The sequence below is a fragment of the Hymenobacter convexus genome (genome assembly GCF_030580955.1).
In the GTDB taxonomy this organism is placed as follows: domain Bacteria; phylum Bacteroidota; class Bacteroidia; order Cytophagales; family Hymenobacteraceae; genus Hymenobacter.
In genome coordinates, this window is the sequence record NZ_JAUQON010000001.1 from 250,484 (window position 1) to 276,016 (window position 25,533).

The 25,533-nt window shown below is 62.6% G+C and carries 24 protein-coding genes; 10 read left to right on the forward strand and 14 right to left on the reverse strand.

The features are described 5' to 3' along the window. Nucleotides 1-128: 128 nt before the first annotated feature. Nucleotides 129-1,088 (forward strand): tRNA epoxyqueuosine(34) reductase QueG, encoded by a 960-nt coding sequence (queG, locus tag Q4S41_RS00970; RefSeq protein WP_305029260.1) that lies wholly within the window; start codon nucleotides 129-131, stop codon nucleotides 1,086-1,088. Here the strand turns inward: queG and Q4S41_RS00975 are convergent. The 7 genes from Q4S41_RS00975 to Q4S41_RS01005 form a co-directional block, all read right to left on the reverse strand. Then, the gene (locus Q4S41_RS00975; RefSeq protein WP_305029261.1) at nucleotides 1,085-1,300 is read right to left on the reverse strand and encodes a hypothetical protein; all 216 of its coding nucleotides are present in this window, start codon (nucleotides 1,298-1,300) and stop codon (nucleotides 1,085-1,087) included. The genes queG and Q4S41_RS00975 overlap by 4 nt on opposite strands. A gap of 224 nt (nucleotides 1,301-1,524) precedes the next feature. Then, nucleotides 1,525-2,379, reverse strand: coding sequence for a ferritin-like domain-containing protein (locus tag Q4S41_RS00980; protein WP_305029262.1), 855 nt, complete (start codon nucleotides 2,377-2,379; stop codon nucleotides 1,525-1,527). Between the two features lie 48 nt (nucleotides 2,380-2,427). Beyond that, entirely contained in the window at nucleotides 2,428-3,180 is a 753-nt protein-coding gene (locus tag Q4S41_RS00985) for a ferritin-like domain-containing protein (protein WP_305029263.1), read from the reverse strand. A gap of 172 nt (nucleotides 3,181-3,352) precedes the next feature. After that, nucleotides 3,353-4,228, reverse strand: coding sequence for a ferritin-like domain-containing protein (locus tag Q4S41_RS00990; RefSeq protein ID WP_305029264.1), 876 nt, complete (start codon nucleotides 4,226-4,228; stop codon nucleotides 3,353-3,355). Nucleotides 4,229-4,261: 33 nt separating this feature from the next. Then, nucleotides 4,262-4,954, reverse strand: a complete 693-nt coding sequence (locus tag Q4S41_RS00995; RefSeq protein WP_305029265.1) for a ferritin-like domain-containing protein — start codon at nucleotides 4,952-4,954, stop codon at nucleotides 4,262-4,264. A gap of 242 nt (nucleotides 4,955-5,196) precedes the next feature. Then, nucleotides 5,197-6,183 carry a ferritin-like domain-containing protein gene (locus tag Q4S41_RS01000; RefSeq protein WP_305029266.1) on the reverse strand — a complete coding sequence of 329 codons (987 nt, stop codon included), beginning with the start codon at nucleotides 6,181-6,183 and terminating at the stop codon, nucleotides 5,197-5,199. A gap of 37 nt (nucleotides 6,184-6,220) precedes the next feature. Beyond that, nucleotides 6,221-6,994 carry a ferritin-like domain-containing protein gene (locus Q4S41_RS01005; RefSeq protein WP_305029267.1) on the reverse strand — a complete coding sequence of 258 codons (774 nt, stop codon included), beginning with the start codon at nucleotides 6,992-6,994 and terminating at the stop codon, nucleotides 6,221-6,223. A 299-nt stretch (nucleotides 6,995-7,293) separates the two neighbouring features. On the opposite strand from Q4S41_RS01005, the gene Q4S41_RS01010 reads away from it, so the two are divergent. The 4 genes from Q4S41_RS01010 (at nucleotide 7,294) to Q4S41_RS01025 (ending at nucleotide 11,882) form a co-directional block, all read left to right on the forward strand. Continuing rightward, entirely contained in the window at nucleotides 7,294-8,796 is a 1,503-nt protein-coding gene (locus Q4S41_RS01010; RefSeq protein ID WP_305029268.1) for a BatD family protein, read from the forward strand. 104 nt (nucleotides 8,797-8,900) lie between these two features. Beyond that, on the forward strand, nucleotides 8,901-9,980 hold the full coding sequence (gene aroC, locus Q4S41_RS01015) for a chorismate synthase (RefSeq protein WP_305029269.1): 1,080 nt from the start codon (nucleotides 8,901-8,903) through the stop codon (nucleotides 9,978-9,980). Nucleotides 9,981-10,069: 89 nt separating this feature from the next. Next, nucleotides 10,070-11,191: a M50 family metallopeptidase gene (locus Q4S41_RS01020; protein WP_305029270.1), complete on the forward strand. Its 1,122-nt coding sequence runs from the start codon at nucleotides 10,070-10,072 to the stop codon at nucleotides 11,189-11,191. A 91-nt stretch (nucleotides 11,192-11,282) separates the two neighbouring features. Beyond that, nucleotides 11,283-11,882 (forward strand): NifU family protein, encoded by a 600-nt coding sequence (locus Q4S41_RS01025; RefSeq protein ID WP_305029271.1) that lies wholly within the window; start codon nucleotides 11,283-11,285, stop codon nucleotides 11,880-11,882. Between the two features lie 208 nt (nucleotides 11,883-12,090). Here Q4S41_RS01025 and Q4S41_RS01030 read toward each other — a convergent pair whose 3' ends face one another. From Q4S41_RS01030 to Q4S41_RS01060, 7 genes are all read right to left on the reverse strand, one after another. After that, nucleotides 12,091-13,011, reverse strand: coding sequence for a DUF5777 family beta-barrel protein (locus Q4S41_RS01030; protein ID WP_305029272.1), 921 nt, complete (start codon nucleotides 13,009-13,011; stop codon nucleotides 12,091-12,093). Between the two features lie 29 nt (nucleotides 13,012-13,040). After that, nucleotides 13,041-13,631 (reverse strand): YceI family protein, encoded by a 591-nt coding sequence (locus Q4S41_RS01035; RefSeq protein ID WP_305029273.1) that lies wholly within the window; start codon nucleotides 13,629-13,631, stop codon nucleotides 13,041-13,043. Nucleotides 13,632-13,644: 13 nt separating this feature from the next. Further along, entirely contained in the window at nucleotides 13,645-14,046 is a 402-nt protein-coding gene (locus Q4S41_RS01040) for a c-type cytochrome (RefSeq protein ID WP_305029274.1), read from the reverse strand. A gap of 86 nt (nucleotides 14,047-14,132) precedes the next feature. Further along, nucleotides 14,133-14,870 (reverse strand): hypothetical protein, encoded by a 738-nt coding sequence (locus Q4S41_RS01045; protein ID WP_305029275.1) that lies wholly within the window; start codon nucleotides 14,868-14,870, stop codon nucleotides 14,133-14,135. A gap of 856 nt (nucleotides 14,871-15,726) precedes the next feature. Next, a complete protein-coding gene (locus Q4S41_RS01050; protein WP_305029276.1) occupies nucleotides 15,727-16,341 on the reverse strand; it encodes an RNA polymerase sigma factor in 615 nt (204 codons plus the stop codon). Nucleotides 16,342-16,469: 128 nt separating this feature from the next. After that, nucleotides 16,470-19,466: a protein translocase subunit SecDF gene (secDF, locus tag Q4S41_RS01055; RefSeq protein ID WP_305029277.1), complete on the reverse strand. Its 2,997-nt coding sequence runs from the start codon at nucleotides 19,464-19,466 to the stop codon at nucleotides 16,470-16,472. Between the two features lie 170 nt (nucleotides 19,467-19,636). After that, a complete protein-coding gene (locus Q4S41_RS01060; protein ID WP_305029278.1) occupies nucleotides 19,637-20,002 on the reverse strand; it encodes a hypothetical protein in 366 nt (121 codons plus the stop codon). 901 nt (nucleotides 20,003-20,903) lie between these two features. Between Q4S41_RS01060 and Q4S41_RS01065 the strand changes: the two genes are divergently transcribed. The 5 genes from Q4S41_RS01065 to Q4S41_RS01085 all read left to right on the forward strand — a co-directional run bounded on the left by Q4S41_RS01065 (nucleotide 20,904) and on the right by Q4S41_RS01085 (nucleotide 25,487). After that, the gene (locus Q4S41_RS01065; protein WP_305029279.1) at nucleotides 20,904-21,152 is read left to right on the forward strand and encodes a hypothetical protein; all 249 of its coding nucleotides are present in this window, start codon (nucleotides 20,904-20,906) and stop codon (nucleotides 21,150-21,152) included. Between the two features lie 100 nt (nucleotides 21,153-21,252). After that, nucleotides 21,253-22,233 (forward strand): aspartate carbamoyltransferase catalytic subunit, encoded by a 981-nt coding sequence (locus Q4S41_RS01070; RefSeq protein ID WP_305029280.1) that lies wholly within the window; start codon nucleotides 21,253-21,255, stop codon nucleotides 22,231-22,233. Nucleotides 22,234-22,306: 73 nt separating this feature from the next. Continuing rightward, nucleotides 22,307-23,584, forward strand: coding sequence for a dihydroorotase (locus Q4S41_RS01075; RefSeq protein ID WP_305029281.1), 1,278 nt, complete (start codon nucleotides 22,307-22,309; stop codon nucleotides 23,582-23,584). 140 nt (nucleotides 23,585-23,724) lie between these two features. Continuing rightward, on the forward strand, nucleotides 23,725-24,240 hold the full coding sequence (gene purE, locus Q4S41_RS01080) for a 5-(carboxyamino)imidazole ribonucleotide mutase (protein WP_305029282.1): 516 nt from the start codon (nucleotides 23,725-23,727) through the stop codon (nucleotides 24,238-24,240). Continuing rightward, nucleotides 24,237-25,487 (forward strand): 5-(carboxyamino)imidazole ribonucleotide synthase, encoded by a 1,251-nt coding sequence (locus Q4S41_RS01085; RefSeq protein ID WP_305029283.1) that lies wholly within the window; start codon nucleotides 24,237-24,239, stop codon nucleotides 25,485-25,487. Before purE ends, Q4S41_RS01085 begins: the two co-directional genes overlap by 4 nt. Nucleotides 25,488-25,533: the final 46 nt, after the last annotated feature.

The following is a 25,533-nucleotide window of genomic DNA, read 5'->3' on the forward strand; positions in this document are numbered from 1 at the left end:
GACTCTGCGAGTCAGCGCCTCGAACGAGCCGAACCATGCGCGGACTCGCAGAGTCCACGCTACAAGGAACGCGCCGCCCCCAGCGGCGCGTTTCCCGTTTCTTTGCAGCTCAGTTTCTCTTGTTACCCATGCTTCCTCCGTCCCAATGGGCCCCTTTTATCAAGCGCCGCGCGGCGGAACTGGGCTTTATGGCCTGCGGCATTTCGAAGGCGGAGTTCCTGGAAGAAGAAGCCCCGCGCCTCGAAACCTGGCTCACGCGCCGGATGAACGGCAAGATGGGCTACATGGAAAACCACTTCGACAAGCGCCTCGACCCGCGCCTGCTGGTGGACGGTGCCAAATCGGTGATTTCGCTGCTGCTCAACTATTACCCCGCGCCCGAAACCCAGCAGCCCGACGACACCCTCAAAATCAGTAAATACGCCTACGGCCGTGATTACCACTTCGTCATCAAGGACAAGCTGAAAACGCTGCTGGCCGACATGGAGGCCGAAATCGGAGCTATCGGAGGCCGCTGCTTTGTTGATTCGGCGCCGGTATTGGACAAGGCTTGGGCAAAGAAATCGGGCCTCGGCTGGGTGGGCAAGAATTCGAACCTGATAACGCCCGGCACGGGCTCTTTCTACTTCATTGCCGAGCTGATTGTGGACGTAGAACTGCCCCCCGACGGGCCCATTCGGGACTACTGCGGCACCTGCACCAAGTGCGTGGACGCCTGCCCCACACAGGCCATCACCGAGCCCTACGTAGTGGACGGCAGCAAGTGCATCAGCTACTTCACCATCGAACTCAAGGACCAGATTCCGACGGAAGTGGCCGGGCAGTTTGGCAACTGGGTATTTGGCTGCGACATCTGCCAGGATGTGTGCCCCTGGAACCGCTTCGCCAAACCGCACAACGAGCCACAATTCAACCCCGCGCCTGGCCTGAAAGACCTGACGCCCGGCGACTGGCGCGAAATCACCCACGAACTGTTTACAGAGCTGTTCCGGCAATCGGCCGTGAAGCGCACCGGCTACGAAGGGCTGAAACGCAACATCCGGTTTGTTGCCGACGCGCCCACCACAGCCCCCGCCGACGCCGACTAGCCGACGCCCGCCACGGGAAAATCATCCCGGAAGCGGCCAAATACCCGCTTCAGCACGTGTCGGTACACGCGGGAAAACTGCTGGTAGCACCAGCTGCGGAAGTCTGCCAGCTCGGCCGGGAGCACCATTTTGAGGGCTTTGCGCAGTTCTTTCTCGAACAGCGCCTTGTTGAAGCTGACTTTGGTCAGAATCATTTTCACATATTCCAGCATCGGGGTGAGTACAAGGGTAGTGAAAAATGGGTGGAAACAGCGGCCTCTCGATACGCACGAGCTTGGCTGCCTTGATAATAGGAAAGATACAATATAGGAAGGACCAAACGCAAGAGGCCAAATGGCCCAAAGCGTTGCGGGACCGTCAATACGCGAAAAGAGCGGCCAGGGCCGCTCTTTTCCGGGGGAATGCCAAAATTTTGTATTCTCCTATATGGCCTTGTTTAGAAGAACAAATTGAGCGCCGCCTGTGCCACGGCAGTGCTTATGGGCTCATCAAACGCTTCGGCCAAAGCCGCGTCCTGAACGGCGGTATTGTCGCGTACAAGGAAGATGCTGGCCGAGGGCAGGGTGGTGCTCACCGAAACGGGCTGGAGCACGTTGGCCTCGCCGCCGGTGGCGGCCGCGGTGAGGGCCTGGGCCGCAGCGGGCCGTGCAATGACCGTGTCTTTGTCACTGGGCCAGTTGCTCACCGTGGCGCCACGGCTGCGGCGCAGGCCGCGCACGTGGGCCGAGTGCTGGGCTTCCACGCTCTGCATGCGCAGCACGGCCCGAACGAGGCGGAAATCGGAGACGATGTTGAAGACGTGGTTTTGGTAGAGGCGAACGCCCAGGTCCTCAATCTGCTGCGCCAGGGCCAGAAAATTGTCGTAGTTGGTGAACACCGCGGGAAAAAGCTCCGGGTTGGCCGCCGCGTTGCGCCGGCCGCTGAAGTCAAACGTCGGTGCCGTGGGAACGGTGCTGCCCGCGCCCTGTACCGTTTGCGTCAGGAACGCAATGTGCTGCGACTGGTGGGACAGCAAGCGCTGGAAATCGGCGGTCTGGGCTGCCGGAATCAGGCCGGTGGCGGCCAGGCCCTGGGTGTAGAGGGCCGCTTGCAGGCGCTCGAGCTGCAACAGCTGCAGCACGGCATCCAGCGTCGAGTCTTGGGTGGCGGCAGCGGCCGGGAGGGCGCCCAGCGCGAGTGGCAGCGCCGCCACGGCGGCCCGGCCCAGCTGCGCCAGCACGTCGCGGCGCGGGGCGGCCGAAGAAGAGGCCGGGGTGGCGGCCAGATGGTCAAGCAGGGATATCAGCTTCATGCGAAAACCGGCGGGCGGCTGTAGAAATAACGAAAAAGGCCGCGACAATTAGCCGTTGGCGGTGCACAGGCCCGGGTCGGAGCTGGGGCTGGTGTCGGGGCAGGTGATGGACAGCACATAGGGCGTCCAGAAGGGAGCCAGCGCCGTGAGCACCTCGGTCGGCGTCTTGGTGATGAGCTGGCCGCTAGCATCCACCACCGTGCCGTTGGCAAACGAGCCGGGCGTGAGCAAATCGCGCACCGTGGCCGCGTGCCGGGCCAGCACCGTCGACATTTTAAGCAGCAGCGCGCGCGCGTAGGCGTTGGTGCTGTTGAAGAACGGCAGAATCACCGGGTAGGCCGCTGCCGCCAAGTCTTCGAGCTGCAGGGCCGCCGCCAGCACGCCGGCCCGCGACGTGAGCGTGAACCGTGTGAGGCTGAAGGCGAAATCTGCGGGGAAAAGCGCGGTGGCCCGGGTGGGGTCGATGAGGTATTTAAGCGTTTCGCGGTGCACCACTTCGTGGTCGCGCATGTCGGCAAAAATGGCCCGTTCGGCGGCGGGGAGGTCGCCGGGGGGCGAGTCAACCACTTTTTGGTAGGTCGTGGACTTGGCCAGGGCCAGCAGGTAGGCGTAGTACAGCAGGCCCTTGTTGCCCTGAGGCAGCGCAATCTGGTTGGTATCGGCGGCCGGGGTGGGGGTGGAGGAGCTACACCCCGCCACCACCAGCGCGGCCGAAGCCGCTGAAGCGGCCGAAACCTGCAAAAACAAGCGCCGCCCCAGCGACTGTTCCCGCCAGGCGGGCAAATGAGATTGGTCAGACATTCGTTAAATATTCAAGCCAGCCCGCCAACCCGATATGCCGGGCCTCGGCCATTACAAAGGTACTCCCTGCCCGTCCATTGGTTGCAAAGCCCCCACAACAAAGCCGGCCCCACCCAGGCGGAACCGGCTCCATAAGCTGAATCAGGCCGAAAAGGTGTCTTCCGGGCTGATTTTAAGCCAGCAAGCCACCGGCCCGCGAAGCATCAACCACCTCGGCGGGCTGCAGGTATTCGTCGAAGGCAGCTGCCACATCGGCGGCGTCGTAAGTAGTAGCGAGGGCCGTGGTCAGCGGGAGGTTCACCTGAATGGTGTTGTTTTCGGCGGGGCTGGCCTTGGTGTAGGCCGGAATGCCGAACGCGCCGCCGGGGGTGGTCACCTGCGTGCTGGGAGTCCCGGTCACGCCGCTGGTGTAGGTGGGGTTGGTGGCCACGTCGTCGGTATTGCTCACCCAGGGCCGCTGCCCGCGCATAACGCGGATGTGGGCCGCGTGGCGGGCTTCGACCGAATGAATCTGCAAGGCCGTGGTGAGCAGCGTGGTGCCCACCAGCTCGGCCGCGCGGCCCTTGTAGGCGCGCACGCCGGTATCTTCCAGCAGCTGGGCTACTTGCAGCTGCCCGGCGTAGGTACTCGGAAATGCCGACGGCTTGAAGCGGATGCCCGAAGTAGCCGTGCCCGTAACGGGTGTGCCGCCCGCCGCCTGAATGGTGCGCGTGAGCAGGGCCACGTGGGCGTCTTCGTGCTTTTTGATTTGGGTGATGGCGGCCGTGGCGGCGGCATTGGGTAGGGTGCCGGCCGCCAGAAACAGCCGGTAGAAGTCGGCTTCGAGCAGCTCCAGGGTCAGGGCGTAGTTCAGCACATCGACGGGCGTGGACTTGGTGCCGGCGTAGGCCTTCTGAAACAGCGCGCCCAGAAACAGCGGCGTAGCGGCCAGCGCCGAGCGTTTGGCGGCCGAACCCAGCGAGCTAAATACCGCCCGCCGCGAATCGAAACGGTCCAGCACGTCGGGGTCTACGGCCGCAAGCTGGTCGATAATCTGAAAAAAATTCATGTTGCGAAGGATAACGAAGGGAGGGAAGACGGGCTATTTGCCCACAGTGCTGGCATCCAGCTTCTCGGTGATGAAGGGTTGGGCCGCGGCAATGACGTCGGTGGGCGTCAGCTGCTTGTCGAGGCCGGTGGCGTCCACCTGGTTGTCGTCGGCGAAGGAGCCCGGCGCCAGCAGGTCGCGCACGTAGGCGGCGTGGCGGGCCTCCACCGACACAATCTGACCGGCAATAGTGAGGTAAGCCTGCGACTTGAGCAGAATACCTGCCCCGTTGTAGGCGGCCACGCCCAGGTCTTCAAACGTTTTGGCCGCGTTCAGCACACTGGCCCGGCTGCTGAAGTTAATGGTGGTGAAAATCGGCGTGAGGGTGGGCAGCAGCGAGCCGCCCGCGCTGGTGATGGCGGCCTTCAGAAAGTCGCGGTGAATGGCCTCGTGGGCGGCAATCTGAGTGAAGTAGGCCAGCTCACCGGTCAGGAAATCGGCGGCCGGTGTTTTCACCACCTGGGCATAAAAGGCGGCTTCGAGCTGCTCCAGCGCATAGGCGTAGTTGAGCACACCCACATCGCCCGTGCCGAGGCTCACGGTGCCGGCCGTGGTGGTAGTGGTGGGGTCGTTGTCTTTGGAGCAGCCGGCCAGCACCAGGGCCGTAGCCCCCGCCGTGGCGCCGGCATACTGGAAAAACGAGCGCCGCTTAATGGGCGTGTGCAGCGGCTGAAGAGTATCAGACATGAAGAAAACAGAATAAGAATCGGAGGCCTCTGCCCAGGCCTTGCTACGCAAGCAAGAGCCGGCAACGGGCCAGGAGGTTGTACGGTTGAACAAGTAAAAGTAACGGGGCGGCGCCGGAAGTCGCTTGCCCCGCCGAACATGATGGCCGCCAGCGCCCGGCCAGGCTGCCGGGCAAACACAAAAAAAGGGCCGACCCGCAGGTCAGCCCTTTTCATTGGCAAGCAAGAAGCCTTGCCCTAAAACTACGCCAGGAAATTGTTACCGTTCACCACGAAGGTGCGGGCAATGGTTTTCACCGTCGTCACATCCAAAGCTTCGTCGAAAGCTTCGGAGAAAGCCGAGGCCGGGAAACCGGTGGTGTTGGGCAGGCCCGTCAGGACAGCACCACCCTGGGTGGTGTTGCTTTCGGCATCAAACGTCACGCCCGTGGGAGCGCCCGTGTTGTTGCCAGCGCCGTAAATGGGGGCCGTAGGACCAGTGGGCGAGCCACCGGCACCCCCGTTATCGGTGCCCGAAATCCAGCTCTTGGGAGCTGCATTATAAGGCGAAACCGGCAGGCCTTGCGAAGCCGCGTTGTTCATGGGGCCGGCGCGGCGCATGGTGCGCAGGCGGGAGGCGTGGCGAGCTTCCACCGAGTGGATGTTGAGCGCAGCCGTCAGCACGGTTTTGTTGCTCATCAGCAGCGCGGCGCCGCCTTTGTAGGCACGCACGCCGGTGTCTTCCAGCGACTGCGCCACGGCGAGGTAGGTCAGCGGGTTCGTTAACACGTCGGCAAACGGGCCGCCAGCGGCGCCCTTGCCGCCGGTGAAGTCGAACGTAGCGGCGCCTGGGTCGGCGATGGCCGCCGTGCCCAGCACCGAGCGCAGGAAGGTGACGTGGTTGGCTTCATCCGTGCGGATGAGGTCGATGGCAGCCAGGTTGGTGCCGCTGAAACCGCCCCGCAGGGTGACCGCTGATGCACCAGACCCAGCGGCGCTGCGCTGGTAGAAGTACGACTCCAGGTACTCCAGGCTCAAGGCAAAGTTGAGCACGTCGTTTACCGAGGCACCTACCGGCGTCTGGGCGTACACTTTGTTGAAAATCGAACCGAGTGCCAGCGGCACGGCCGCGGCCGACAGCTTCTGGCCCAGGCCGGTCATGTGCTTGAAAATGCTACGACGCGAATCGAGACGGTCGTACACTTCCGGGTCCACTTTCTCGATTTCCGAGATGATTTGAAAAAAATTCATGGCGAAGAGAATTCAGAGTTGAAAAGAGAAAGGGAGTTTATTTCAGGCCCGAGACATCGAGCTTGGAGCCTTCGGCCAAGAAGGTGTTGGCCGTGGCCACTACCTCGGCGGGCGACTTCGAGCGCTCCAGGCTGGAGTTTGCGGGGGCGTTGTTGGTCGTCACGCCGCTGGTGTTGGCCGTGGTGAGGGTCACCACGTCGTTGCCCACGAAGGTGGCTTCGCCAACCAGGTCGCGGATAATGGCGGCGTGGCGGGCTTCTACCGACACAATCTTACCGGCCAGGGTGAGGTACAGCGGCGAGGCGATGTACTGGCCTGCGCCGTTGTAGGCAGCCACGCCCAGGTCTTCGAACGCCATGGCGGTGCCCAGCACGCTGGTGCGGCTGTTGAAGTCAACCTTGGAGAAGTCTGGCGTCAGGCTGTCGCTGATGCGGCCCGAGGTGATGGCAGCTTTGAAGAATTCGCGGTGGATGACTTCGTGGTAGTAGAGGTCGTCCAGAATCTGCTTCTCGGCGCTGGTGGAGCCCAGGCCCGTGTAGTAGGTGCCCGTGCGCAGCCGGGTATAGAAACCGGCTTCGAGCTGCTCCAACGCATAAGCGTAGTTCAGCACGCCGGTATCGCCCGAGCCCACATTGATGAGGTTGCTGGAGGTAACGGGGTCATTGTCTTTCGAGCAGCCCGCCAATACCAGGGCCGTAGCACCCGCCGTGGCACCGGCGTACATGAAGAAAGAACGACGCTTGATGGGCGTGTACAGCGGCTGAGCGAACGAAGTATCGTCGGAGCCACGAGGCTGGAGATTGTCGGACATGGTGAAAACAGGTTAGGTGAAAAAGAAAATGATGCGGTGGGAAAAGGCAATAAGGGTCCGCTCGGCGCCGAAGGGCCGTTTTTTGGAGAATTAAGCCAGCAGTGTTGGGGTGTTGTGTGGGCAGATACGGCAATAGCGCCTGGGAAGGATTCACAAAGCCCAAATTTTGTATTGCAAATGCCGGGACAGTTTATTATATCTCAGTTGTTGCATAAACGCGGAAATGCGGATTCCACCGTTAGGGGCTACTTTTAAGGTCTGCTAACGTGCCGGCAACTATGGGAAGATTTTTTAGGCAAATGCTATGGCTCGGGTGGCTGCTGGGGGCGGGGAGCGCCGCCGCGCAGCCGGCCGCCGCGCCCTCGGCCGCGCCGCCCAGGCCCGCCAGCACTGCCCCGGCCGATGTGGAATTGGTGCCGGGGCCGGCGGCGCTGCCCGTCACGGGCGTTTTCACGCTGGGTTTCCGGCTGCGGGGGGGCACGCTGGACAAGTACTCCGAGTTTCCGGAGCTGGAGGGCTTCAAAAAAATCGGCAAAACCCGCACCAACACCGTGCGCACCGTGCAGGGCCGCCGCTTCGTCGATGTCACCATCACGCAGCGCTACGTGCCCTACGGCGAGGGCGATGTCGTTATCAAGCCCTTCCAGCTGACTGTGAATGGCGTGGTGCTGCGCGGCGGCGGCAACACCGTGCACGTGGGCCCGGCGCCGGTGCCCAACCCGGGCACCCTCACCAAGCCCGCCAACCCCAATGCCCCGCTGCAAGCCGTGGCCGACCTCGACAAGATGTTCGGCAAGCCCAAGCCGGCGCTCTACCAGGACGTGCCCGACCACGCCTTTCTGGCCGTGGTGGCCGAGCGGCCGCGTGTATTTGTGGGCGAAGGCGTGCGCGTGGGCCTGTATTTCTACCTCAAGCCCGAAGACCAGGCCCTGCTGGCCTTTCACGATTTCAACGACCAGCTGCCGCCGCTGCTGCACGAACTGCACCAGCCCACCGCCTGGCAGGAGCCCGGCCCCGACGCCAGCGTGACGCCCGACACCGTGCGCCACCTGGACCAGCGCTACCTGCGCTTCCGGCTGGCCGAAAACATCTATTACCCCCTCACGGCCCAGCCCCTGCGCTTCCCGCCCCTGGCCCTGACGATGGTGAAATTCAAGGTGCTGAAAAAGCCCGAACCGGGCCAGGACAACCGCCTGGCGGGCTACAAAACCTACTACGCGCCGGGCGTGCAGGTGCAGGTACAGGGCCTGCCGCAGGCGGCCCGGCAGGGCGCGGTGGCGGTGGGGACGTTCGAGGTGCGGGAAGCCATCAGCCGCACCCGGTTTCGGGTGGGCGAGTCGTTCACTTACTCGTTTGGGGTGGAGGGCCGCGGCAACCTGGCGGCCGTGCTGGCACCCACCTGGCTATCTCGGCCAGGGCTAGAAGTGTTTGGGCCTGAGGTGAAAGAAGAGCCGACGCCCGGCGGCGGGCGCAAAATGTTTCGCTACCGCCTGGTGGCGCGCCGCCCGGGCGTGCTGCCTCTCGACAGCCTCCTCAGCCTCGTCGTGTTCAACCCCGCCACGGCCCGCTACGACACGCTCCGGCCCGAGGTACGCCCCGATGTGCGCGGTGTGGTGGCCGCGCCCGCACCCCTGCCCAAGCCCGAGGAAGACCCCTTCTACGGTCCCGCGCTGGCGGGCGCCGACGACACCCTGCAGTCGCTCGACGTGTACCGCGACGTGCGCCGCTACGCCGACTGGCTGCTGGTTGGGCTGGCCGGCGTGGCGGCCATTGGCTGGTGGCGGGCGGGGCGGCGGGCGTAGTTTTGAGGGATTTTGGTTGTCAGTTGTTCGTTGCCAGTTGTTAGGCTGGTGTCGTTTGGGGCTAACAACTGGCAACAAACAACTGACAACTATACGCTAAACCAATGTCCAATACCTTCGGCTCCCTCTTTCGCATCACCACCTTTGGCGAGTCGCACGGGGCGGGCATCGGCGTGATTATTGACGGCTGCCCGGCCGGCGTGGCCGTGGATGCCGCCCGGATTCAGGCGGCGCTGGACCGGCGCCGGCCCGGGCAGTCCGACCTCACCACGCCGCGCAAAGAGGCCGATACCGTGCACATTCAGTCGGGTCTATTCGAGGGTTTTACTACCGGCACGCCCATCAGCCTGTTCATCCCCAACGCCGACCAACGCTCCGACGACTACTCGCACATTGCCCACGCCTACCGCGCCAGCCATGCCGACTATACCTACGACGTAAAATACGGCCGGCGCGACTACCGCGGCGGCGGCCGCAGCTCGGCCCGCGAAACGGCGGCCCGCGTGGCGGCCGGCGCCGTGGCCATGCAGCTGCTGGCGCATTTTGGGGTTGAAATTGCCGCGTATGTCTCGGCCGTGGGCGAGGTAGAATTGCCTTTGGACTACCAGGAGCTGGATTTAAGCCTCATCGACAGCAACCCCGTGCGCTGCCCACACCCCGAAACCGCCGCCCGCATGGAGGCCCGCATCCGCGAAGCCCAGGCGGCGCGCGACACGGTGGGCGGCGTGATTACGGGCGTGGCCCGGCACGTGCCCGCCGGCCTGGGCGAGCCCGTTTTCGACAAGCTGCCGGCCGTGCTGGGGCATGCCTTGCTGAGTATTAACGCGGTGAAAGGGTTTGAATTCGGCTCCGGCTTTGCCGGGACCAAGCTGCCGGGCTCGGTGCACAACGACGAATTCTATACCGACGAAACCGGCGCCGTGCGCACCCGCACCAACCACAGCGGCGGCAGCCAGGGCGGCATCAGCAACGGCCAGGATATTTATTTCCGCGTCGCCTTCAAGCCCGTGGCCACGCTGCTCCAGCCCCAGCAAACCATCAACGACCAAGGCGAGGCCGTGACGCTGGTGGGCCGCGGCCGCCACGACGCCTGCGTGCTGCCCCGCGCCGTGCCTATCGTGGAAGCCATGACGCAACTGGTGCTGGCCGACTTGCTGCTGCGGGCGCGGGCCAACCGGCTGTAAGCAGCGTTGTGATTGGCGCTTAGCTGCTATTTTCGCTTATGGGCGCAATGCAGGAAAAAGCGTTAAATATGTTCCATGGGGCCATTTCTATGGTCTGGATAGTGCTGTTTATCTGCTGGGTCGATAAGCTAATGGACTACCGAATTGCCGGCTACCTCACGCACACCCAATTTGGGGTGGTGGTGACCAGCATTTTTCCGCTCTACGTAGCCGCCGTTGCCATCCACGAAGCGGGCCATTGGTTTGGTGGGCGGTGGCTTGGCTTCATTGGAATAAAATTCACGGTGCTGTGGCTGAACATCGAGCGCCACGGCCAGCACTGGAGGTTTAAGTGGGCAAAACGCCCCGCCAAACTAGCCGGGCTGGTGGTGCACTATCCCGTTGGCAGCCGGCAGCTGCGCCTGCGCAAAGTCGCTTCGGTGGCGGCCGGCCCCGTAGCCAACCTAGCCACGGGCGCCGTTGCCATCCTGCTGAGCTACGCGCTTGCCGGCCCCGCGGGCATTATTTCGAGCCCCGCCCGCTTGCTGACCGTTGCGGAGCTTCAGTTGTTCGGCCTGGTGTCGGCCTTCATGGGCTGTGCCAATCTGCTGCCGAGGAAATTAAGCAACGGCATGCGAAACGACGGGTTGCTGCTGTGGCACCTGTGGCGGCGCGAGCCCGCCCTGCATCGGCAGCTGGCCGTGACGGCGCTCATGGGCAGCTCATACGCGGGCTTGCGGCCCCGCGACTGGGACAGCATACTGCTGGACCATGCCCTTGCCAGCCCCGACAGTTCGGCTCTCGATTGCAGTGCCTGGCTGCTGGCTTATTCGCATCACCTCGATGCCAACCGGCCCGACCAAGCGCGCACTTTGCTATACGCCTGCCTGGATAAACTCAGCACGCTGACATCGCAAAGTCAGCAAGAGGTGTGCTGCGAGGCGGCTTATTTCGAGGCCCGGCACGCTCGAAACGCCGCGCAGGCGCAGCAATGGCTGGAGCAGGCTCAGCAGATTAAGGCACTCGACGCCGCCGACGACTATTTTACGCGGGCCGAAGTGGCGTGGACCTTGGGCAAGTACGAAGAAGCCCAAACGCATTTTCGAAGGGCCGAAGCCGAGCCCCTCGTGCTGAATGCCAACAACGCAGCCGGCCATATACTGGCCCTCGAGCGCATAGCTGATTTGCGGGCACGGCTGGCAACCGTGCCCGCCACCACCGCACCAATGTAGGTACATTTGCAACCTCCGATGCCCCGTTGCGGTTGTACCTTTGCCGTTGCAAACGCGTCAAGCTTTCCCCTTGATTTTAAGCCTCCCAGCCATGTCTGTTTCCATTTATGCCGAAGCCTCTCCCAACCCGGAGAGCATGAAATTTGTCCTCAACAACAACCTGCTGGTTGATGGCGTGAGCGTCGATTACCCCAACCTCGAAGCCGCCGCCAACTCGCCGCTGGCGCAGGAGCTGTTCAATTTCGACTACGTGGGCCGCGTGTTCATCGCCCAGAACTTCGTGACCATCACCAAAACGCAGCCCGACCTGGGCTGGACGCAGTTGATTCCGGAGCTGCGCCAGTTCCTGAAAAGCTACGTGGAAGCCGGTGGCCCCATCTTCACCGTCGACCCCGCCGCCGAGCAAAAAGCCGCCCAGGCGGCCACCGCCGGCGACCCCACCCAGCAGGAAGGCCAGATTGCCCAGAAAGTCATCGACCTGCTTGATAACTACGTGCGCCCCGCCGTGGAGCAGGACGGCGGCAACATCACCTTCAAAAGCTACCACGAAGGCATCGTGACCGTGAATCTGCAGGGCTCGTGCTCCGGCTGCCCCTCGGCCACCGTCACCCTGAAATCGGGCATCGAAAACCTGCTCAAGCGCATGGTACCCGAAGTGCAAAGCGTAGTGGCCGAAGGCATTATGGTGTAAGTAAAAACGCCGTCATTGCGAGGCCGCAGGCCGTGGCAATCCGTCCTGTTCTCAGCGACAAAACTTCAGAACATAAAAAGCCCCGGCTCTGAACGAGTCGGGGCTTTTTATGTTCTGAAGTGGCTTCATTACAACTCAGGGGTGGTCGCTAAGAGAGGACGGATTGCCACGGCCTGCGGCCTCGCAATGACAGCCAGAATGTGACGTCCTATAGCTGCGACTTGATGGTGAAATTCCGCGCCACGGTGAAACCGAAGTAGATATCGCCTTTGAAGAAGTTGCCCTCGGTTTGGGGCACGAAGAACTTCTCGGTCATGCCTTTGGAGTTGGTGACGTGGAGCTGGAACACGTGGCCGCCGGTTTCAATGTCGAAGCCCACGCCAAGGGCGTTGTGGAAATGGTCGGCCACGTAGCCGGGCAGCACGTAGAAATAATCGGCGGTGAGGGCCACGCGCTTGGTCAGCTTCTGGCGCAGGCCCGCCCCGATGGAGTACACATCGTTCTGCATGCCGGCCAGCGCCACGTAGTTGCGGTGGATGAGCGTGGGCATGAGCTGCACCGACAGGTTGGAGTTGAACTTGCGGGCGATGAGCACCTGGTAGGCATAGTCCATGCGCGAGCCCACGCTGCGCTCCGCGGTATTGGCTACTTCGTTGAATTTGAGCGTGGTGATGGCCGAAGAGGCAAACAGTGTGACCGAAACCGGCACGGGCCGCGCGCCGCTGGTCTGGCGCAGGGCGCGGTACTTGAGAAAGCCGTCGAAGGTTTTTTCCTGCGAGCTGCGGCCCACGCCCACGGCCAGCCGGTCGCTCAGGCCATACTCGAAGCTGAGGCGCAGCACGGCCTGGTCGAGGCCGAAAAACTCGTAGGCGCCGCTGTTGAGCGTGCCGAAGCGGTGCTGAATGAGGAAGGCCAGCGTGCCGTGGCCCGGCGTTTCGACCGATTGGGCGTTGATGATGTGCGTGCCCTTGAAGGTGGCCGCCACCGCCTCGCGCTTGGTCGAGTCGGTGGTCTGCTTTTCGAGGTCGCGCAGCAAATCGGTTTGGGCGCGGGCCGGGCTGGCCAGCGCGAGCAGGCCCGCCAGCAGCAGGCCCGAAAAGCAGAAATTGGCGTAAAAATGACGGCGCATAATGAAGGAGGAATAGGCGGGAAGTCTGATTAATGAGCTGGCGTGACGGCGCCCACGGCCCCGGGCACGGGGTCGCAGGTGAGGGCCACGCGCACGGTCACGATTTTGGCGATGTTGTTGCGCACGAGCAGCGGGATTTCGATGTTGTAGTCGGCCGTGGCCACCGGAAACACAGCGAATGCCAGCAGCTGGCCGCTTTTCAGCTCCACGCTGGCGGGCGCCTGAATGTGGTGCGTGACGCCGTGCAGGGTCAGGTCGCCTTCCACCTGCACGTTGTGCGGGCCGGCGGTAGCCAGCGTGGCGGCGTCGAAGCTCACGAAGCGGCCCGTGAAGGTGGCTTTTGGAAATTTGTCCGACTCCATGTAGTTCTCGTTGAAGTGCTCCTGCATGAGGGTGCGCTTGAACACGAAGCCCTTGATGGGTACCGAAAAGGCCAGTTGGCCGGCCGCAAAGTCGAGCACGGCGGCCACCTGTTGGTTTTTCGCCTCAATGTCCTCGATGGGACTGGCCGAAAAAAACGATACCCGCCCCGTCTTGGTCATGAACTTGCTTTGCGCGTGCGTTTGGCTCAGTGCCGAGAGCGAGAAGAGCGCAAGCAGCAGAAAGAAGGGGCGTTTCATAGCGAGAAGGAAGTTAGTTGTTGGGCTTGCCGGCGGCTATCCAGGTTTCGATGCGCTGGATGTCGCATTCCGAGAGTTGGTCGCGGCCCTGCGGCATGGGAATGGCGTTGGGGGCGTGCCGAATGCTGCCGATGATTTTGGCCGGCGAGAAATAGCGGTTGATGGCCGCGTAATCACCAAAGTTGTTCCCCGAACCTTTGGTCGTGTACACGGTACTGCCGTGGCACTCGCGGCAATGGGCGTCGAAAATCGGGGAGATGACGGCGCTGTAGGTCACGGTTTCGTGGGGCACGTCGCACTCGGGCACGGGGTCGCCGTGCGAGTAGGAGCAACCGGCTGCCAGGCCGAGCGCGAGGAGCGAAGCGCCCGCTAACACGGGCCGCAGCAGGGCAGAAAAAGAGGAGTTGACGGACATACCGAACAGCATCAGAGAAAATAAAAAGATAGGCAGGCCCAGGCCTGGGACCGGAAAGCTACGACGACTGGCGGGCCTTTGCGCCCCTAAAATCCGTATTTCACGCCCAGAAATACGCCGGCGCTGGTGAGCTTCACTTTGCCTGCGCCCACGCCGCCCAGGGGCAGCTTCGCGTAGGGCTCGGCCTGCAGGCGCCAGTGCTGGCCCAGGCTGCGCTCGTAACCAGCCGACAGGTTGAGGACGCTGAATAAGTGGTGGTTGGCATTGACCAAGCCCGGCATTTCCCAGAGTTTATTTTCGCCGCCTTCCCGGTAATCGTAGCTGTAATTTTCGCGGTGCATGAAGAAAGACGACAGGCCCACTGTGCCAAACCACCGGGCGTTGTCCCGCACCACGGCATCGTAGCGCAGGTTCAGGGGCACGTCGAGCACGGTGCATTTGCCTTCCACCCAGTCAAAGTCGCGGGTTTGGGCGCGTGGGTAGTTCGTCCAGTCATAGTCGTTGCGCCGGGCGTAGTATTCCTTGTTGCCCCGCAACAGGCCGGTGCTGATGCGCAGCCGGTTGCTGAGTTGGTATTCCAGCGTTAGCCCCAAGTTCAGGAGCGGCCGCTCCACGCTGGCAAACCGCACGGTGCTCACATCCGGCGCCCCCACCAGCCCGATGAAGAAGCGCGGCTGACGTGCAATGGCTACCGGCACCGCCTCGGCGGCCCCCTTCGCCAGCGGCGTCGGCAGTGGCCCGGCAGTGGCCAGCGTCAGGCTCACCGCAACCGGCGCCAGCGGCGCATTGTCGGCCCGGGCAGAAGTTACAGATTCAGTACTCAAAGCCACGGTGCCAGCCGATTGACTGGAGGCGGTAATTCCTTCATCAGTAGCATTATTGGTAGTGCTTGTCACCGCCGGGTAGCGACCTGTCGTTGGCTTGGTCGCTTCGTTGCCGCCGGCAAGGGTGGCGTTGCGGCGGCGCGTATTTTTTTCAGTGAAAGCAACGCGTTCAGTTAAAGCAACGCGGCTGGCCACGTTTGAGGCAGTGGCAAGGCGCGCCGCCGCCCGCGCTTCGGTTGGCTTGATGCGTGCTTGCCCTTCAGGTGTTGCCGCTGGAGCAAAAGCCAGCGGTCGATGGGCGGTTTGGCGGTTTTCTGCCAACGGCCGGCTTTGCGAAATGTGCTTGGAGGCCACCGCAGCGGCCAATAACTGGCGTCCTGCGGGGGCCGGTATCCGGGCCGCCGGCGTCATGGGCTTGGGCGTAATCAGGGCCGAGGCTGTGGCCATTGGCTCAACAGGGGCTGGTGCTGCAGCGGGCGCAGCGCTTTTCGCAACCGGCGCAACCGCCGTCGCTGTCGGAGCTGTGGTTGGGGCAACTAGTGCCCTGCCATCGCGGCGTGTTTCGGGGCCAGACGCCGAGCGTGCCGGCGCCGAGACAGCCACACGCTCGGTGGCCGCAGTAGCGGCAACTGCAGAGGAAGCAGCCAGTCCGGTGGGTTTCCAGAGCAACCAGCCCAAGCCCACAAGGGCGACAATGAGCACTTCGAGCGCGACAAAACGCCACATCTTGCGGCGCACGGTACGCGCCACTTCCTCTTTGTCAAGCTGGGTTTCCAGGCGCAGCCAGGCGTCCAGCGGAAATGGCGCGGGCTCCGGCTCCGGTGGGTTCAGCCGTTGGAATGCGTTATCAATATCGTTATCCGACCACATAGCGGGCTGTTGAAATAGAAGTCATTTGGGCCAGCATAACCCGCAAATGGGCGCGGGCTTTAAATAAATTGGACTTGGATGTGCCCACCGAAATGTGCAGTTGCTCCGCGATTTCCTCGTGGCCAAAGCCGTCAATCGCCGCGAGGTTGAACACCGCCCGGTAGGCCGGGGGCAGGCGCTGCACCAGGCCCAGCAGCTCGTCGTAGCTCAGTGTGTCGAGGGGCGTGGCGGCCTGGTCGGCCTGGTTCAGGGTCACGTCGTCGAGCTCCTGCTGGTGCTGGTGGCGCTCGTTGGCGCGGTAGTGGTCAATGGCCGTGTGAATCATGATGCGCTTGAGCCAGCCCCGGAACGAGCCCAGCACATCCTCCGGGTGGCGGGTGGCATCAAAGCGGTATAAGTCGCGGAATACTTTCAGAAAACCGTCGTTGGCCGCTTCCAGGGCTTGGTCACGGTCGCGGGCGTAGCGCAGGCAAATGCTCATGGCGAAGCCGTGAAACTGGCCGTAGAGGCGGCGCTGGGCCACCCGGTCCTGCCGTTGGCAGGCCACCAGCAGCTCCGGCAGCGTTGGGGGAGCAGAAGAAGGAGAGGAGATATGCAGCATAAGCGGCAATTGGGAGGGCTTCACTAGACCACTCGGAAGATAAGCAAAATCGGTTGCCCGGCGCATAAAAAAAGCCCGGCACAGGGCCGGGCTTTTTTAGTTTGTTCGCAGCCGAGGGCCGCAAGCCATTACACGTTGGCCTGGCTCAGCTTGGGGGTGCCGGCGTCCACGCCGGTCACGTCCTCGCCGCGGGCGAGGCGCTCCCGCTCCTCTTTCTTGCCGTAGGTGTCGAGGATAATCGGGGTGGCGATGAACAGCGACGAGTACGTGCCGAAAATCACGCCGATAATCATGGCGAAGGAGAACGAGCGCAGGGTTTCGCCACCAAACACGTACATCACAAACACCACCAGGAACACCGTGGTGAACGTAATCATGGTGCGCGAGAAGGTTGAGTTCAGGGCAGGGTTCACCACCTGGGCGAAGGTCAGCTTGGGGTTCTCCCGCAGGTATTCGCGAATCCGGTCGTAGATAACCACTGTGTCGTTCATCGAGAAGCCGATAACCGTGAGCAGCGCCGCCACGAAAATCTGGTCCATTTCGTAGTTGGCGCCGAAGAGGCGGGCAATCGGGAAGGCGGCAATCACGAGCAGGGCGTCGTGGAACAGAGCCACAACGGCGGCCATCGAGTACTGCCACTTCTCAAAGCGGAACAACACATACACGAAAATGCCCAGCAGCGTCAGGCCCAGCGAGAGCACCGAAGTGCGCTTGATGTCGTCGGCAATGGTGGCGCCCACTTTCGAGGTCGACTTGATAACCGGGGCATCGGCGCTGTAGGCTTGCAGGCCCTGGTTGAGGGCCGCCACTACTTTGGCGTCGGCGGCGGGGCTTTCGTCTTCGGCCAGGTAGCCGGTGGTAATGCGCAGGCGGTCGGGCGAGCCGTACTGTTTCACTTCGAGGCCGGCGTCCTGGAACGAGGGACGGATTTTGTCGGCCACGTCAGAGGCGACCATCGTCTTGTTGAAGTCTACCACGTAGGCACGGCCGCCTTTGAAGTCCACGCCCAGGTTCGGACCACCTTGGTAGGCCATCAGCGCGAAGCCGACGATGATGAACACAGTCGAGAAGGTATAAGCCAGCTTGCGCTTGCCCACGATGTCGAAGTTCAGGTTCTTGAACAGGTTGCGCGAAATCGCGGTGCTGAAGGTCATCGGGTGATTCTCGTTGCCCTTCACCATCCACTCGATGATGAGGCGCGACACGAACACGGCCGACAGGAACGAGGTGAGTACGCCGATACCCAGCGTGATGGCGAAGTTTTGCACCGGGCCCGTGCCGAAAAAGCCGAGAATCACGGCAATCAACATGGTGGTCACGTTCGAGTCAAAAATGGCCGAGAAAGCGCGCGAGTAACCTTTGTTGATGGCGTCGGTCAGGCTGAGCCCGTGGTCCAATTCCTCCCGAATCCGTTCGAAAATCAGTACGTTGGCGTCCACCGAAGTGCCCATCACCAGAATCAGGCCGGCGATGCCGGGCAGGGTGAGGGCTGTGCCGAACTGGGCCAATACACCCAAAATCAGGAAGATGTTGAAGAGCAGGGCGATGTCGGCCACAATACCGGCGCGGCCGTAGTAGAACGCCATAAAGAGCATGATAATTACCACGCCGGCCAGCGACGAGTACAGGCCCTGGTTGATGGCTTCCTTGCCGAGCGACGGACCTACTACCGCCTCTTCCACAATGCGCGTGGGAGCGGGCAGCTTACCGGCCTTCAGCTGGTTGGCCAAATCCTGGGTGTCTTCAATCTGGAAGCTGCCCGTGATGCTCGTGCCGCCGCCCGTGATTTCGCCCTGCACCACCGGCGCCGAGCACACGTAATCGTCGAGCACCATGGCCACCTGGCGGCCGATGTTGGCGGCCGTCATCTTGGCCCACTTGCGCGAGCCGGCGGGGGTCATGTTCATCAGCACTTCGGGCTGGCCGCTCTGGCCGATGTCGGCGCGCGCGTCGTTCACGGCTTCGCCGCTGAGCATGGGCACGCCGTCGCGGGTTTTGCGCACCGGAATCAGCTCCAGGTACTCCTGCTTGTCGATGGTGGTGGGCTTCAGGCTCCAGAGCAGGGCCAGGGTGGGGGGCAGGGTGGCTTTGGCTTCGGGCGAACGCAGGATGGTGTTCATCGCGGCGGTGTCGCGCAGGTTCACGCCCAGGCGGCCGGGCATGGTGAAGAGCTTCGACAGCACGCCGGGCTTGTTGGCGTTGGCCGAATCAGCGGCCGTTTTGCCGGCTTTGGTCTTCTTGGCCAGCTGGGCGGCCAGCGAGGTCGAGTCGCCGGTTGCGGCGGCCGTAGCCGTGGTGTCGGTAGTGGGGGTAGCAGCGGCGGCGGGGGCAGCCTTGGCGGCAGCCAGCTTAGCCGAGAGCTGCTGGTCGAGGGTCACGAGGTAAGGGGCCACTTCGTTCTGGTTCCATACTTCCCAGAACTCCAGCTTGGCCTGGCCTTGCAGCAATTTGCGCACGCGGTCGGGGTTATCCACGCCGGGCAATTCGATTTGCAGACGGCCGGTGCCTTTCACGCGCTGAATGCTGGGCTGGTTCACGCCGAACTTGTCGACGCGGGTGCGCAGGATATTGAACGAGCGGTCGATGGCTTCTTCCACTTCCTTGTCGATGGCGCCAATCACCTTCTCGTTCGAGGAGTTGATGTCGATGCCGCGGCTCTTGTTGGTGGTGTTGGCGAAGATGGTGGCCAGCGGTTTGCTGGGCGCCAGACGCTGGTAGGCCTGGGCAAACAGCGTGGTGAAGGGCGTGCTGGAGTTCACCTTCTGGGCCTCCTGGGCATCGGCCAGGGCCTTGTTGAAGGCGGGGTCTTTGCTGTTGCCGCTCATAGCGCGCACAATTTCCACCGGCGAAACTTCCAGCGTTACGTGCATGCCGCCTTTCAGGTCGAGGCCGAGGCCGAGCTCGCTCTGGCGCACCTCACGGTAGGTGAAGGGGCCGAACACCGGCGCCCGCCACACGGAATCGAGGTAGTGCTGGCGCTCGCCTTCGTTAAGCTTGCCGTTCTTGGTGGCGTAAGCCACAGCTTTCTGCTGCACCCCGCGCGAGACGTAGGTGAAGAACAGAAAGTACGCGCACAACGCCGTGACGACGACGGTAAGCGCGATGATTAATCCTTTGTTACGCATTATTTAAAAGTGTTGAGTTTTGAATGTTGAGGGTTGAATTCTCGCCATTGACAGCGGAGAATAAGCGAATCGAATAAGGGGGGAAGTGGAAAAGGGTTGAATGCTGCGTGAGCCATCTGCCGTCCGGCAAAAGCGCACTCAACAGTCAACCCTCAAAACTCAACACTTCACTAAGGGGCCTGCGGCGAGAGGGCCACGGCCAGCAGCCGCGCCCGAAACACCTCGCCCGCCCGGATGCCGGCCCGCAGGCGCGGCACGGCCAGGGCCTGGCGCAGGGTGGGCAGCCAGGTAGCGGCCAGCGCCGGCAGCGGCAGCCAGGCCGTAGCCAGCGGCGCCACAAAGTGCTTGGCCGAGCCCGTGGCTTCCAGCAGCACCTTTTGCTTCACCACCGTGGCGCGGGTAAACCGCGCATCGCCTTTGCCTACGGGGCGCAGCACACTCACGGCGCGTTGGTTCAGGCCCAGCACCAGCAGCACCGTAGCGGCGAGCAGGGCAAAGCGGAGCGAGAACCAAAAACGGGAGAGCAGAGCCAGCATGGGTATGTACGGGGTCTGCAAAGATACCATTCTGAGGGGAATGCGGGCAAGGGGGAGAGCGTCGGCCAAAAAAAACGCCTTGCAGGCATGTAAACCAGAATTGCAAGCGTGGAGAACAAAGTCGCAACTGAGATGCTGTAGGCAAGGCGGACAGAAGCAGGACGTATATGTCTTCTGAAATGACAGCAAAAAAGAGCGGGGCGCCGCCCGACAAACGGCGTGAACTACGACGAAGCATTCAAGGCCGAAGCCCTGCGCCTGGCTTCGGAAAGCCGCGGCATCAAAAAGCCCTGGTCATCTTCGGCCAGCCCGGGAAGCTGCCCACGCCGAATCGTTTTGGAGCCGCTTCGAGGCTGAGCTGCTCGACGGGGGCCGCTTCCCCGGGCTGGCCAAAGCACGGCTCGAAATCAGTCACCACGTGGTGGACTACAACGGAGCGACGCTACCCAGCGCTCGGTTACCGTACCCCCAACCACTTCGAAACCCATCTTCAAACAACGTCCCAACGCCGCCCGGCTTAGCCAGACCTCCTCAGTGCAGCGGTGCACGGGCTTTGGCTACGAAGGCCCGGCGCTCGTGCGCCGGATTAACAAGGCGTTGGCGCGGGGTGGCATTGCTTTGAGAACCGGTTGGTTTCTTCGCCAGGACCTCGCCATGCTTCCAGTACAACGGCAGCGTAATCGAACCCAATGAGATGGGCTGCCTGCCACCGGAAAGCAATGGTTCGCCCACTGAGCCGGCGGAATAAAGAGCTAAAGTTAGGGTAGATGGTGCTTGCAAAGCAATTGGTTACGCAAGCCGTAATTTTTTTAGGCGGCGAAAAGAACGACGAAAAGAGCGTGGTTTAGCCGGTTAGGTCGGAAATAAAAGTTGAGAAAACCGGTGCAAAAAATAACTTAACATGACCGGTGAATTGCCGGGCTTAACAATTCCGTATTTTTGCGGCATGCTTCAACCCAAACACCTGTTGATGAAGCGCGGGGCCCTGCTCAGCCGGGAACCGCGGGAGGGCCGGAAGGTCGTTGCTGCCATTGGGTCCCCCGATTTTGACGCTATTATTTCCGTTGTTTTTTCTGCCGGTTGCTCCATTACCGTTTCGGATTTCGAAACGGTTTTTTTATGCCCGTTGAGTTTGTCAGCCGCCCCGTAGCCAAGCACATCGCATCACGCAAATGCGGGGTGAGCGCAGCCACTACCGCTCGTTTTAACCGCCCCCATTCTGACCACACCCTTAATTCCTCAGCACCGGTATGGCACGCAAAGACCTGCTCGACATCGCCTCCCTCCACCGTGAGGAAATCGAGTTCCTGCTCGACCAATCCACGTCCTTTAAAAAATTATTCTCCCATTCGGTGAAGAAAATTCCCGCCCTCGAAGGGAAGTCGGTGCTCATGCTGTTCTACGAAGCCAGCACCCGAACGCACTCTTCCTTCGAGGTCGCCGCCAAACGCCTCTCGGCGGAGGTCACGAATTTCGACGTCGCCCACTCCTCCATCACCAAGGGCGAGTCGGTGCGCGAGACCATCGAGACGCTCCAGGCGATGCGGACCGACTACATCGTCGTCCGGCATAGCCACCCCGGCCTGCCCGCCATGATAGCCCGCCAAACCACGGCGTCGGTCATCAATGCCGGCGACGGGGCGCACGAGCACCCCACCCAGGCCCTGCTGGATGCCTTCACCATCCGGGAGAAATTCCCCGACCCCCGGGGCAAAAAAGTCCTCATCATCGGGGACATTCTGCACTCCCGCGTCGCGCGCTCCACCAGTACGCTGCTGCAGAAGCTGGGCGTTGAGGTCGCTTACCTCGGGCCGGGCTCGCTGGTGCCCAAATACGTCCCGACCACCATCCCCCGCTTCACCGATTACGAGGCGGCCATGGCCTGGGCACCCGATGTCGTGTACCTGCTCCGCGTGCAGATGGAGCGCCAGGACGTGCAGTTTTTCCCCAACGTCCGGGAATACCACCGGGTTTATGGCATCACCAACGACCGGCTGGCCGAAATCAGCGACAAGGGCCTTTACATCATGCATCCCGGCCCTGTAAACCGGGGGGTGGAGCTGTGCGACGCTGTGATGGACTACGAGCGCAGCCTCATCACCAACCAGGTCGAAAACGGCATTTCTGTGCGCATGGCCGTACTCGACTGGCTCACGCCGGGCGGGGAGTTCCCGCGGCAGGAAGCGTATGCCGCACCGCAACGAGCCGGCTCACCGGTGGTGACGCCCTAAACGCCGGACACTGCATCTGACTCCATATTTACATCTCCCATAAGCCTTACCGGTTTACCGAAATCATCACTTCATGCTTCTCCTTCAAAACACCCGCATCGCCTCCGAAAACTCCCCCGTGCTTGTCGAGAGCGATGTCCTGATTGTCGAAGGGAAAATTCAGGAAATCGGCAAAAGCCTGGCCATCCCCGAGGGCACCCGCGTCATCGACGCGCGCGGCCGGGTGCTGATGCCGGGCATGTTTGACGCCCACGTCCATTTCCGCGCCCCTGGCTTCGAGAACAAGGAAACCATCACCACGGGGAGCGAGGCGGCCATCAACGGCGGTGTGACCGGCGTGGTGATGATGCCCAACACCCGCCCAGCCCTCGACTCGGCCACCGCCATCGCCACCGTGCTGGAAAATGCCAAGCACCGGTCCCGCATTCCGGTGTATACTTCCGGCTGCGTCACCAAGAACCGCGAGGGCAAGGAACTGGCCGAAATCGAGGGCATGCGCGGCCTCGGCGTGAAGATGCTGACCGATGACGGAGACACCACGGCCGACCCGGCGGTGCTGCTGCGGGCCATGCAGTACGCCACCGAGTTCGGGATGTTTTTCGCCAGCCACTGCGAGGTGCCGGAGCTGGCCGGGCCGCGCGCCCTCAACGAAGGGGTTATGAGCTACCGGCTCGGCATCAAGGGCTCGCCGGCGTGCGCGGAGGAAATCATCATCGACCGCGACATCCGCCTGGCCCACGCGGCGGGCGCGCACGTGCACATCCAGCACGTGTCGAGCAAGCTCGGCATGGAAACCATCCGCTGGTGGAAATCGCGCGGCGATGTGAAGGTGACGGCGGAAGTGACCCCGCACCACCTGCTGTTCACCGACGAGCACATCGGCGACTACGACACGAACTATAAGATGAACCCGCCGCTGCGCACACAGGCCGATTGTGATGCGCTGCTCGAAGGGCTCATCGAGGGGGTCTTCGACCTCATTTCCACCGACCACGCGCCGCATACGCCGTTCGAGAAAGCCCAGGATTTCATCAGTGCCCCCAACGGCATCACGGGCCTGGATACGGCCCTTGTCTCGCTTTATCACCACTTCGTCGAGCCCGGCAAATTCGGGTGGGACCTGGTGGTGAAGCGCTACTCGGCAGAACCCCGCCGCCTGATGGGCCTGCCGGTAGCCGCCATCGAAATCGGCCAGGAAGCCAACTGCGTCCTGTTCGATACCGAAGCCGAAACGACCTTCACGCGGGATTTCATGAAATCCAAATCCCAGAACACGCCTTTCATCGACCAAACGCTAAAAGGCCGGGTAAACCTGGTGATTTTGGGTGCGGAAATTCTGCTGGAGCGCTAACTGTTAGAGCTTGGCTGAAAACAGAACGTCATGCTGAGCGCAGTCGAAGCATCTCTACTGCGGCAGTAAACTCCATGGTTTGGATTAGTTACGCGGTAAAGATGCTTCGACTGCGCTCAGCATGACATCAAATAATTTCGATGAGTACAATTCCCTCCTCCAATACATCAGATAAGCCCCTTATCGGCGTGGTCATGGGCTCCAGCAGCGACTGGGACACCATGCAGCATGCCGTGCAGATGCTCACGCACTTTGGTGTGGCCCACGAAGCGCGCGTTGTGTCGGCCCATCGCATGCCCGACGACTTGTTTGCTTACGCCGAACAAGCCGGCCCGCGCGGCCTGCAGGTTATCATCGCCGGCGCCGGGGGGGCCGCCCACCTACCGGGCATGATGGCCGCCAAAACCACGGTGCCCGTGCTGGGGGTGCCGGTGGCCAGCCGGCATTTGCAGGGGGTCGACTCGCTGCACAGCATCGTGCAAATGCCCAAAGGGGTGCCGGTGGCCACGTTTGCGATTGGCACCGCCGGGGCGGCCAATGCGGCGCTGTTCGCGGTCAGCATGCTGGCCCTGCATGACCCGGGCCTAGCGGCCAAACTGCAGGCGTTTCGCGTCGAACAAACCGAAGCCGCTCGCGCCATGACGTTGCCGGTATGAACGACGGCATTCAGGAAGCAGCGATGACCCCTATTTTCCCCGGCAGTGAGGACTCCGCTGGCCGACAGGCCACCCTAGGGGTGCTGGGCGGTGGCCAGCTGGGCCGGATGTTTGTGCATGCCGCCCAGCGCCTGGGCTACCTCACCGCCGTGCTGGACCCGGACGCGCAGAGCCCGGCCGGGCGGGTGAGTCACTACCACATTCAAACCGACTACGACGACCCGGCCGGGCTGACGCAACTGGCCCACCTGTGCCAGGCCATCACCACCGAGTTTGAAAACGTGCCCGCCCAGGCCCTGCAAACGCTGGCGCTGACCCGCCCCGTAGCGCCTGGCGCGGCCGTGGTGGGCATTGCGCAAAACCGCATCGAGGAAAAAGCCCACTTCACGGCCTGCGCCGACGTGTCGGGGGTGAGCTGCGCGCCTTATGCGGTGATTGAAACGCGGGCCCAGCTGCAGGCCGTCCAGGACGAACGGGCTGATTTGCTGCCCGGCATCCTGAAAACCGCGCGCTTGGGCTACGACGGCAAGGGCCAGGTCCGCGTGAAGACCACCGATGAGCTGGCTGCCGCCTGGGCGGAGTTGGGCGCCGCCGCCTGCGTGCTGGAAAAGATGCTGCCGCTCACCGCCGAGTGTTCGGTGCTGGTGGCGCGCGGCTGGGACGGGCAAGTCGTTAGCTTCGCCCCGCAGCGTAACGTGCACGTCGAGGGCATTTTGGCCGTGACCCACGCGTACGCAGGCAACATGCCGCCTGCCCTGGCAACCAGAGCCCGCGACGCGGCTGTTTCCATCGCGCAGCATCTCGGCTATGTGGGGGTGCTATGCGTTGAGTTTTTTGTGGTGGAGGACGGCAGCGCGCACGGCATGCTAGTGGTCAACGAGATGGCGCCGCGCCCGCACAACAGCGGCCACTACACCCTGGACGCCTGCGACGTTTCCCAGTTTGACCTGCAGGTCCATGCCATGGCGGGCTTGCCCTTGCCGCGGCCGCGCCAGCATTCCCCGGCCATCATGCTCAACCTGCTGGGAGACGTGTGGTTTGATGGCAACGGTCAACGGCGGGAGCCTGACTGGATTGCCGTGCTAAGCCTGCCGGGCACGCACCTGCACCTGTACGGCAAGCTGCAGGCGCGCGCCGGCCGCAAGATGGGCCACCTGACCATTACCGGCCCGGATGTCGCGAGTGTCAAAACCGTGGCGCGGCGCGCGGCAGATTTGCTCGGCTTGCCGGGGCTGGACGTCAGCTAGCGGCATTCAGTCATCCGCGGGTCGTGTCTCGACTTCTGCCCCTCCA

Excerpts from the sequence above, each read along its gene's own strand:
- Q4S41_RS01065 (WP_305029279.1), top strand. The coding sequence starts at position 20,904 with ATGACCGGTGAATTGCCGGGCTTAACAATTCCGTATTTTTGCGGCATG.
- secDF (WP_305029277.1), bottom strand. The coding sequence starts at position 19,466 with ATGCGTAACAAAGGATTAATCATCGCGCTTACCGTCGTCGTCACGGCG.
- Q4S41_RS00975 (WP_305029261.1), bottom strand. The coding sequence starts at position 1,300 with ATGCTGGAATATGTGAAAATGATTCTGACCAAAGTCAGCTTCAACAAG.
- Q4S41_RS00990 (WP_305029264.1), bottom strand. The coding sequence starts at position 4,228 with ATGAATTTTTTTCAGATTATCGACCAGCTTGCGGCCGTAGACCCCGAC.
- Q4S41_RS01060 (WP_305029278.1), bottom strand. The coding sequence starts at position 20,002 with ATGCTGGCTCTGCTCTCCCGTTTTTGGTTCTCGCTCCGCTTTGCCCTG.
- Q4S41_RS01000 (WP_305029266.1), bottom strand. The coding sequence starts at position 6,183 with ATGAATTTTTTTCAAATCATCTCGGAAATCGAGAAAGTGGACCCGGAA.
- Q4S41_RS01040 (WP_305029274.1), bottom strand. The coding sequence starts at position 14,046 with ATGTCCGTCAACTCCTCTTTTTCTGCCCTGCTGCGGCCCGTGTTAGCG.
- Q4S41_RS01085 (WP_305029283.1), top strand. The coding sequence starts at position 24,237 with ATGAACGACGGCATTCAGGAAGCAGCGATGACCCCTATTTTCCCCGGC.
- purE (WP_305029282.1), top strand. The coding sequence starts at position 23,725 with ATGAGTACAATTCCCTCCTCCAATACATCAGATAAGCCCCTTATCGGC.
- queG (WP_305029260.1), top strand. The coding sequence starts at position 129 with ATGCTTCCTCCGTCCCAATGGGCCCCTTTTATCAAGCGCCGCGCGGCG.
- aroC (WP_305029269.1), top strand. The coding sequence starts at position 8,901 with ATGTCCAATACCTTCGGCTCCCTCTTTCGCATCACCACCTTTGGCGAG.
- Q4S41_RS00995 (WP_305029265.1), bottom strand. The coding sequence starts at position 4,954 with ATGTCTGATACTCTTCAGCCGCTGCACACGCCCATTAAGCGGCGCTCG.
- Q4S41_RS00985 (WP_305029263.1), bottom strand. The coding sequence starts at position 3,180 with ATGTCTGACCAATCTCATTTGCCCGCCTGGCGGGAACAGTCGCTGGGG.
- Q4S41_RS01075 (WP_305029281.1), top strand. The coding sequence starts at position 22,307 with ATGCTTCTCCTTCAAAACACCCGCATCGCCTCCGAAAACTCCCCCGTG.
- Q4S41_RS01035 (WP_305029273.1), bottom strand. The coding sequence starts at position 13,631 with ATGAAACGCCCCTTCTTTCTGCTGCTTGCGCTCTTCTCGCTCTCGGCA.
- Q4S41_RS01030 (WP_305029272.1), bottom strand. The coding sequence starts at position 13,011 with ATGCGCCGTCATTTTTACGCCAATTTCTGCTTTTCGGGCCTGCTGCTG.
- Q4S41_RS01005 (WP_305029267.1), bottom strand. The coding sequence starts at position 6,994 with ATGTCCGACAATCTCCAGCCTCGTGGCTCCGACGATACTTCGTTCGCT.
- Q4S41_RS01020 (WP_305029270.1), top strand. The coding sequence starts at position 10,070 with ATGGTCTGGATAGTGCTGTTTATCTGCTGGGTCGATAAGCTAATGGAC.
- Q4S41_RS01025 (WP_305029271.1), top strand. The coding sequence starts at position 11,283 with ATGTCTGTTTCCATTTATGCCGAAGCCTCTCCCAACCCGGAGAGCATG.
- Q4S41_RS01010 (WP_305029268.1), top strand. The coding sequence starts at position 7,294 with ATGCTATGGCTCGGGTGGCTGCTGGGGGCGGGGAGCGCCGCCGCGCAG.
- Q4S41_RS00980 (WP_305029262.1), bottom strand. The coding sequence starts at position 2,379 with ATGAAGCTGATATCCCTGCTTGACCATCTGGCCGCCACCCCGGCCTCT.
- Q4S41_RS01070 (WP_305029280.1), top strand. The coding sequence starts at position 21,253 with ATGGCACGCAAAGACCTGCTCGACATCGCCTCCCTCCACCGTGAGGAA.
- Q4S41_RS01050 (WP_305029276.1), bottom strand. The coding sequence starts at position 16,341 with ATGCTGCATATCTCCTCTCCTTCTTCTGCTCCCCCAACGCTGCCGGAG.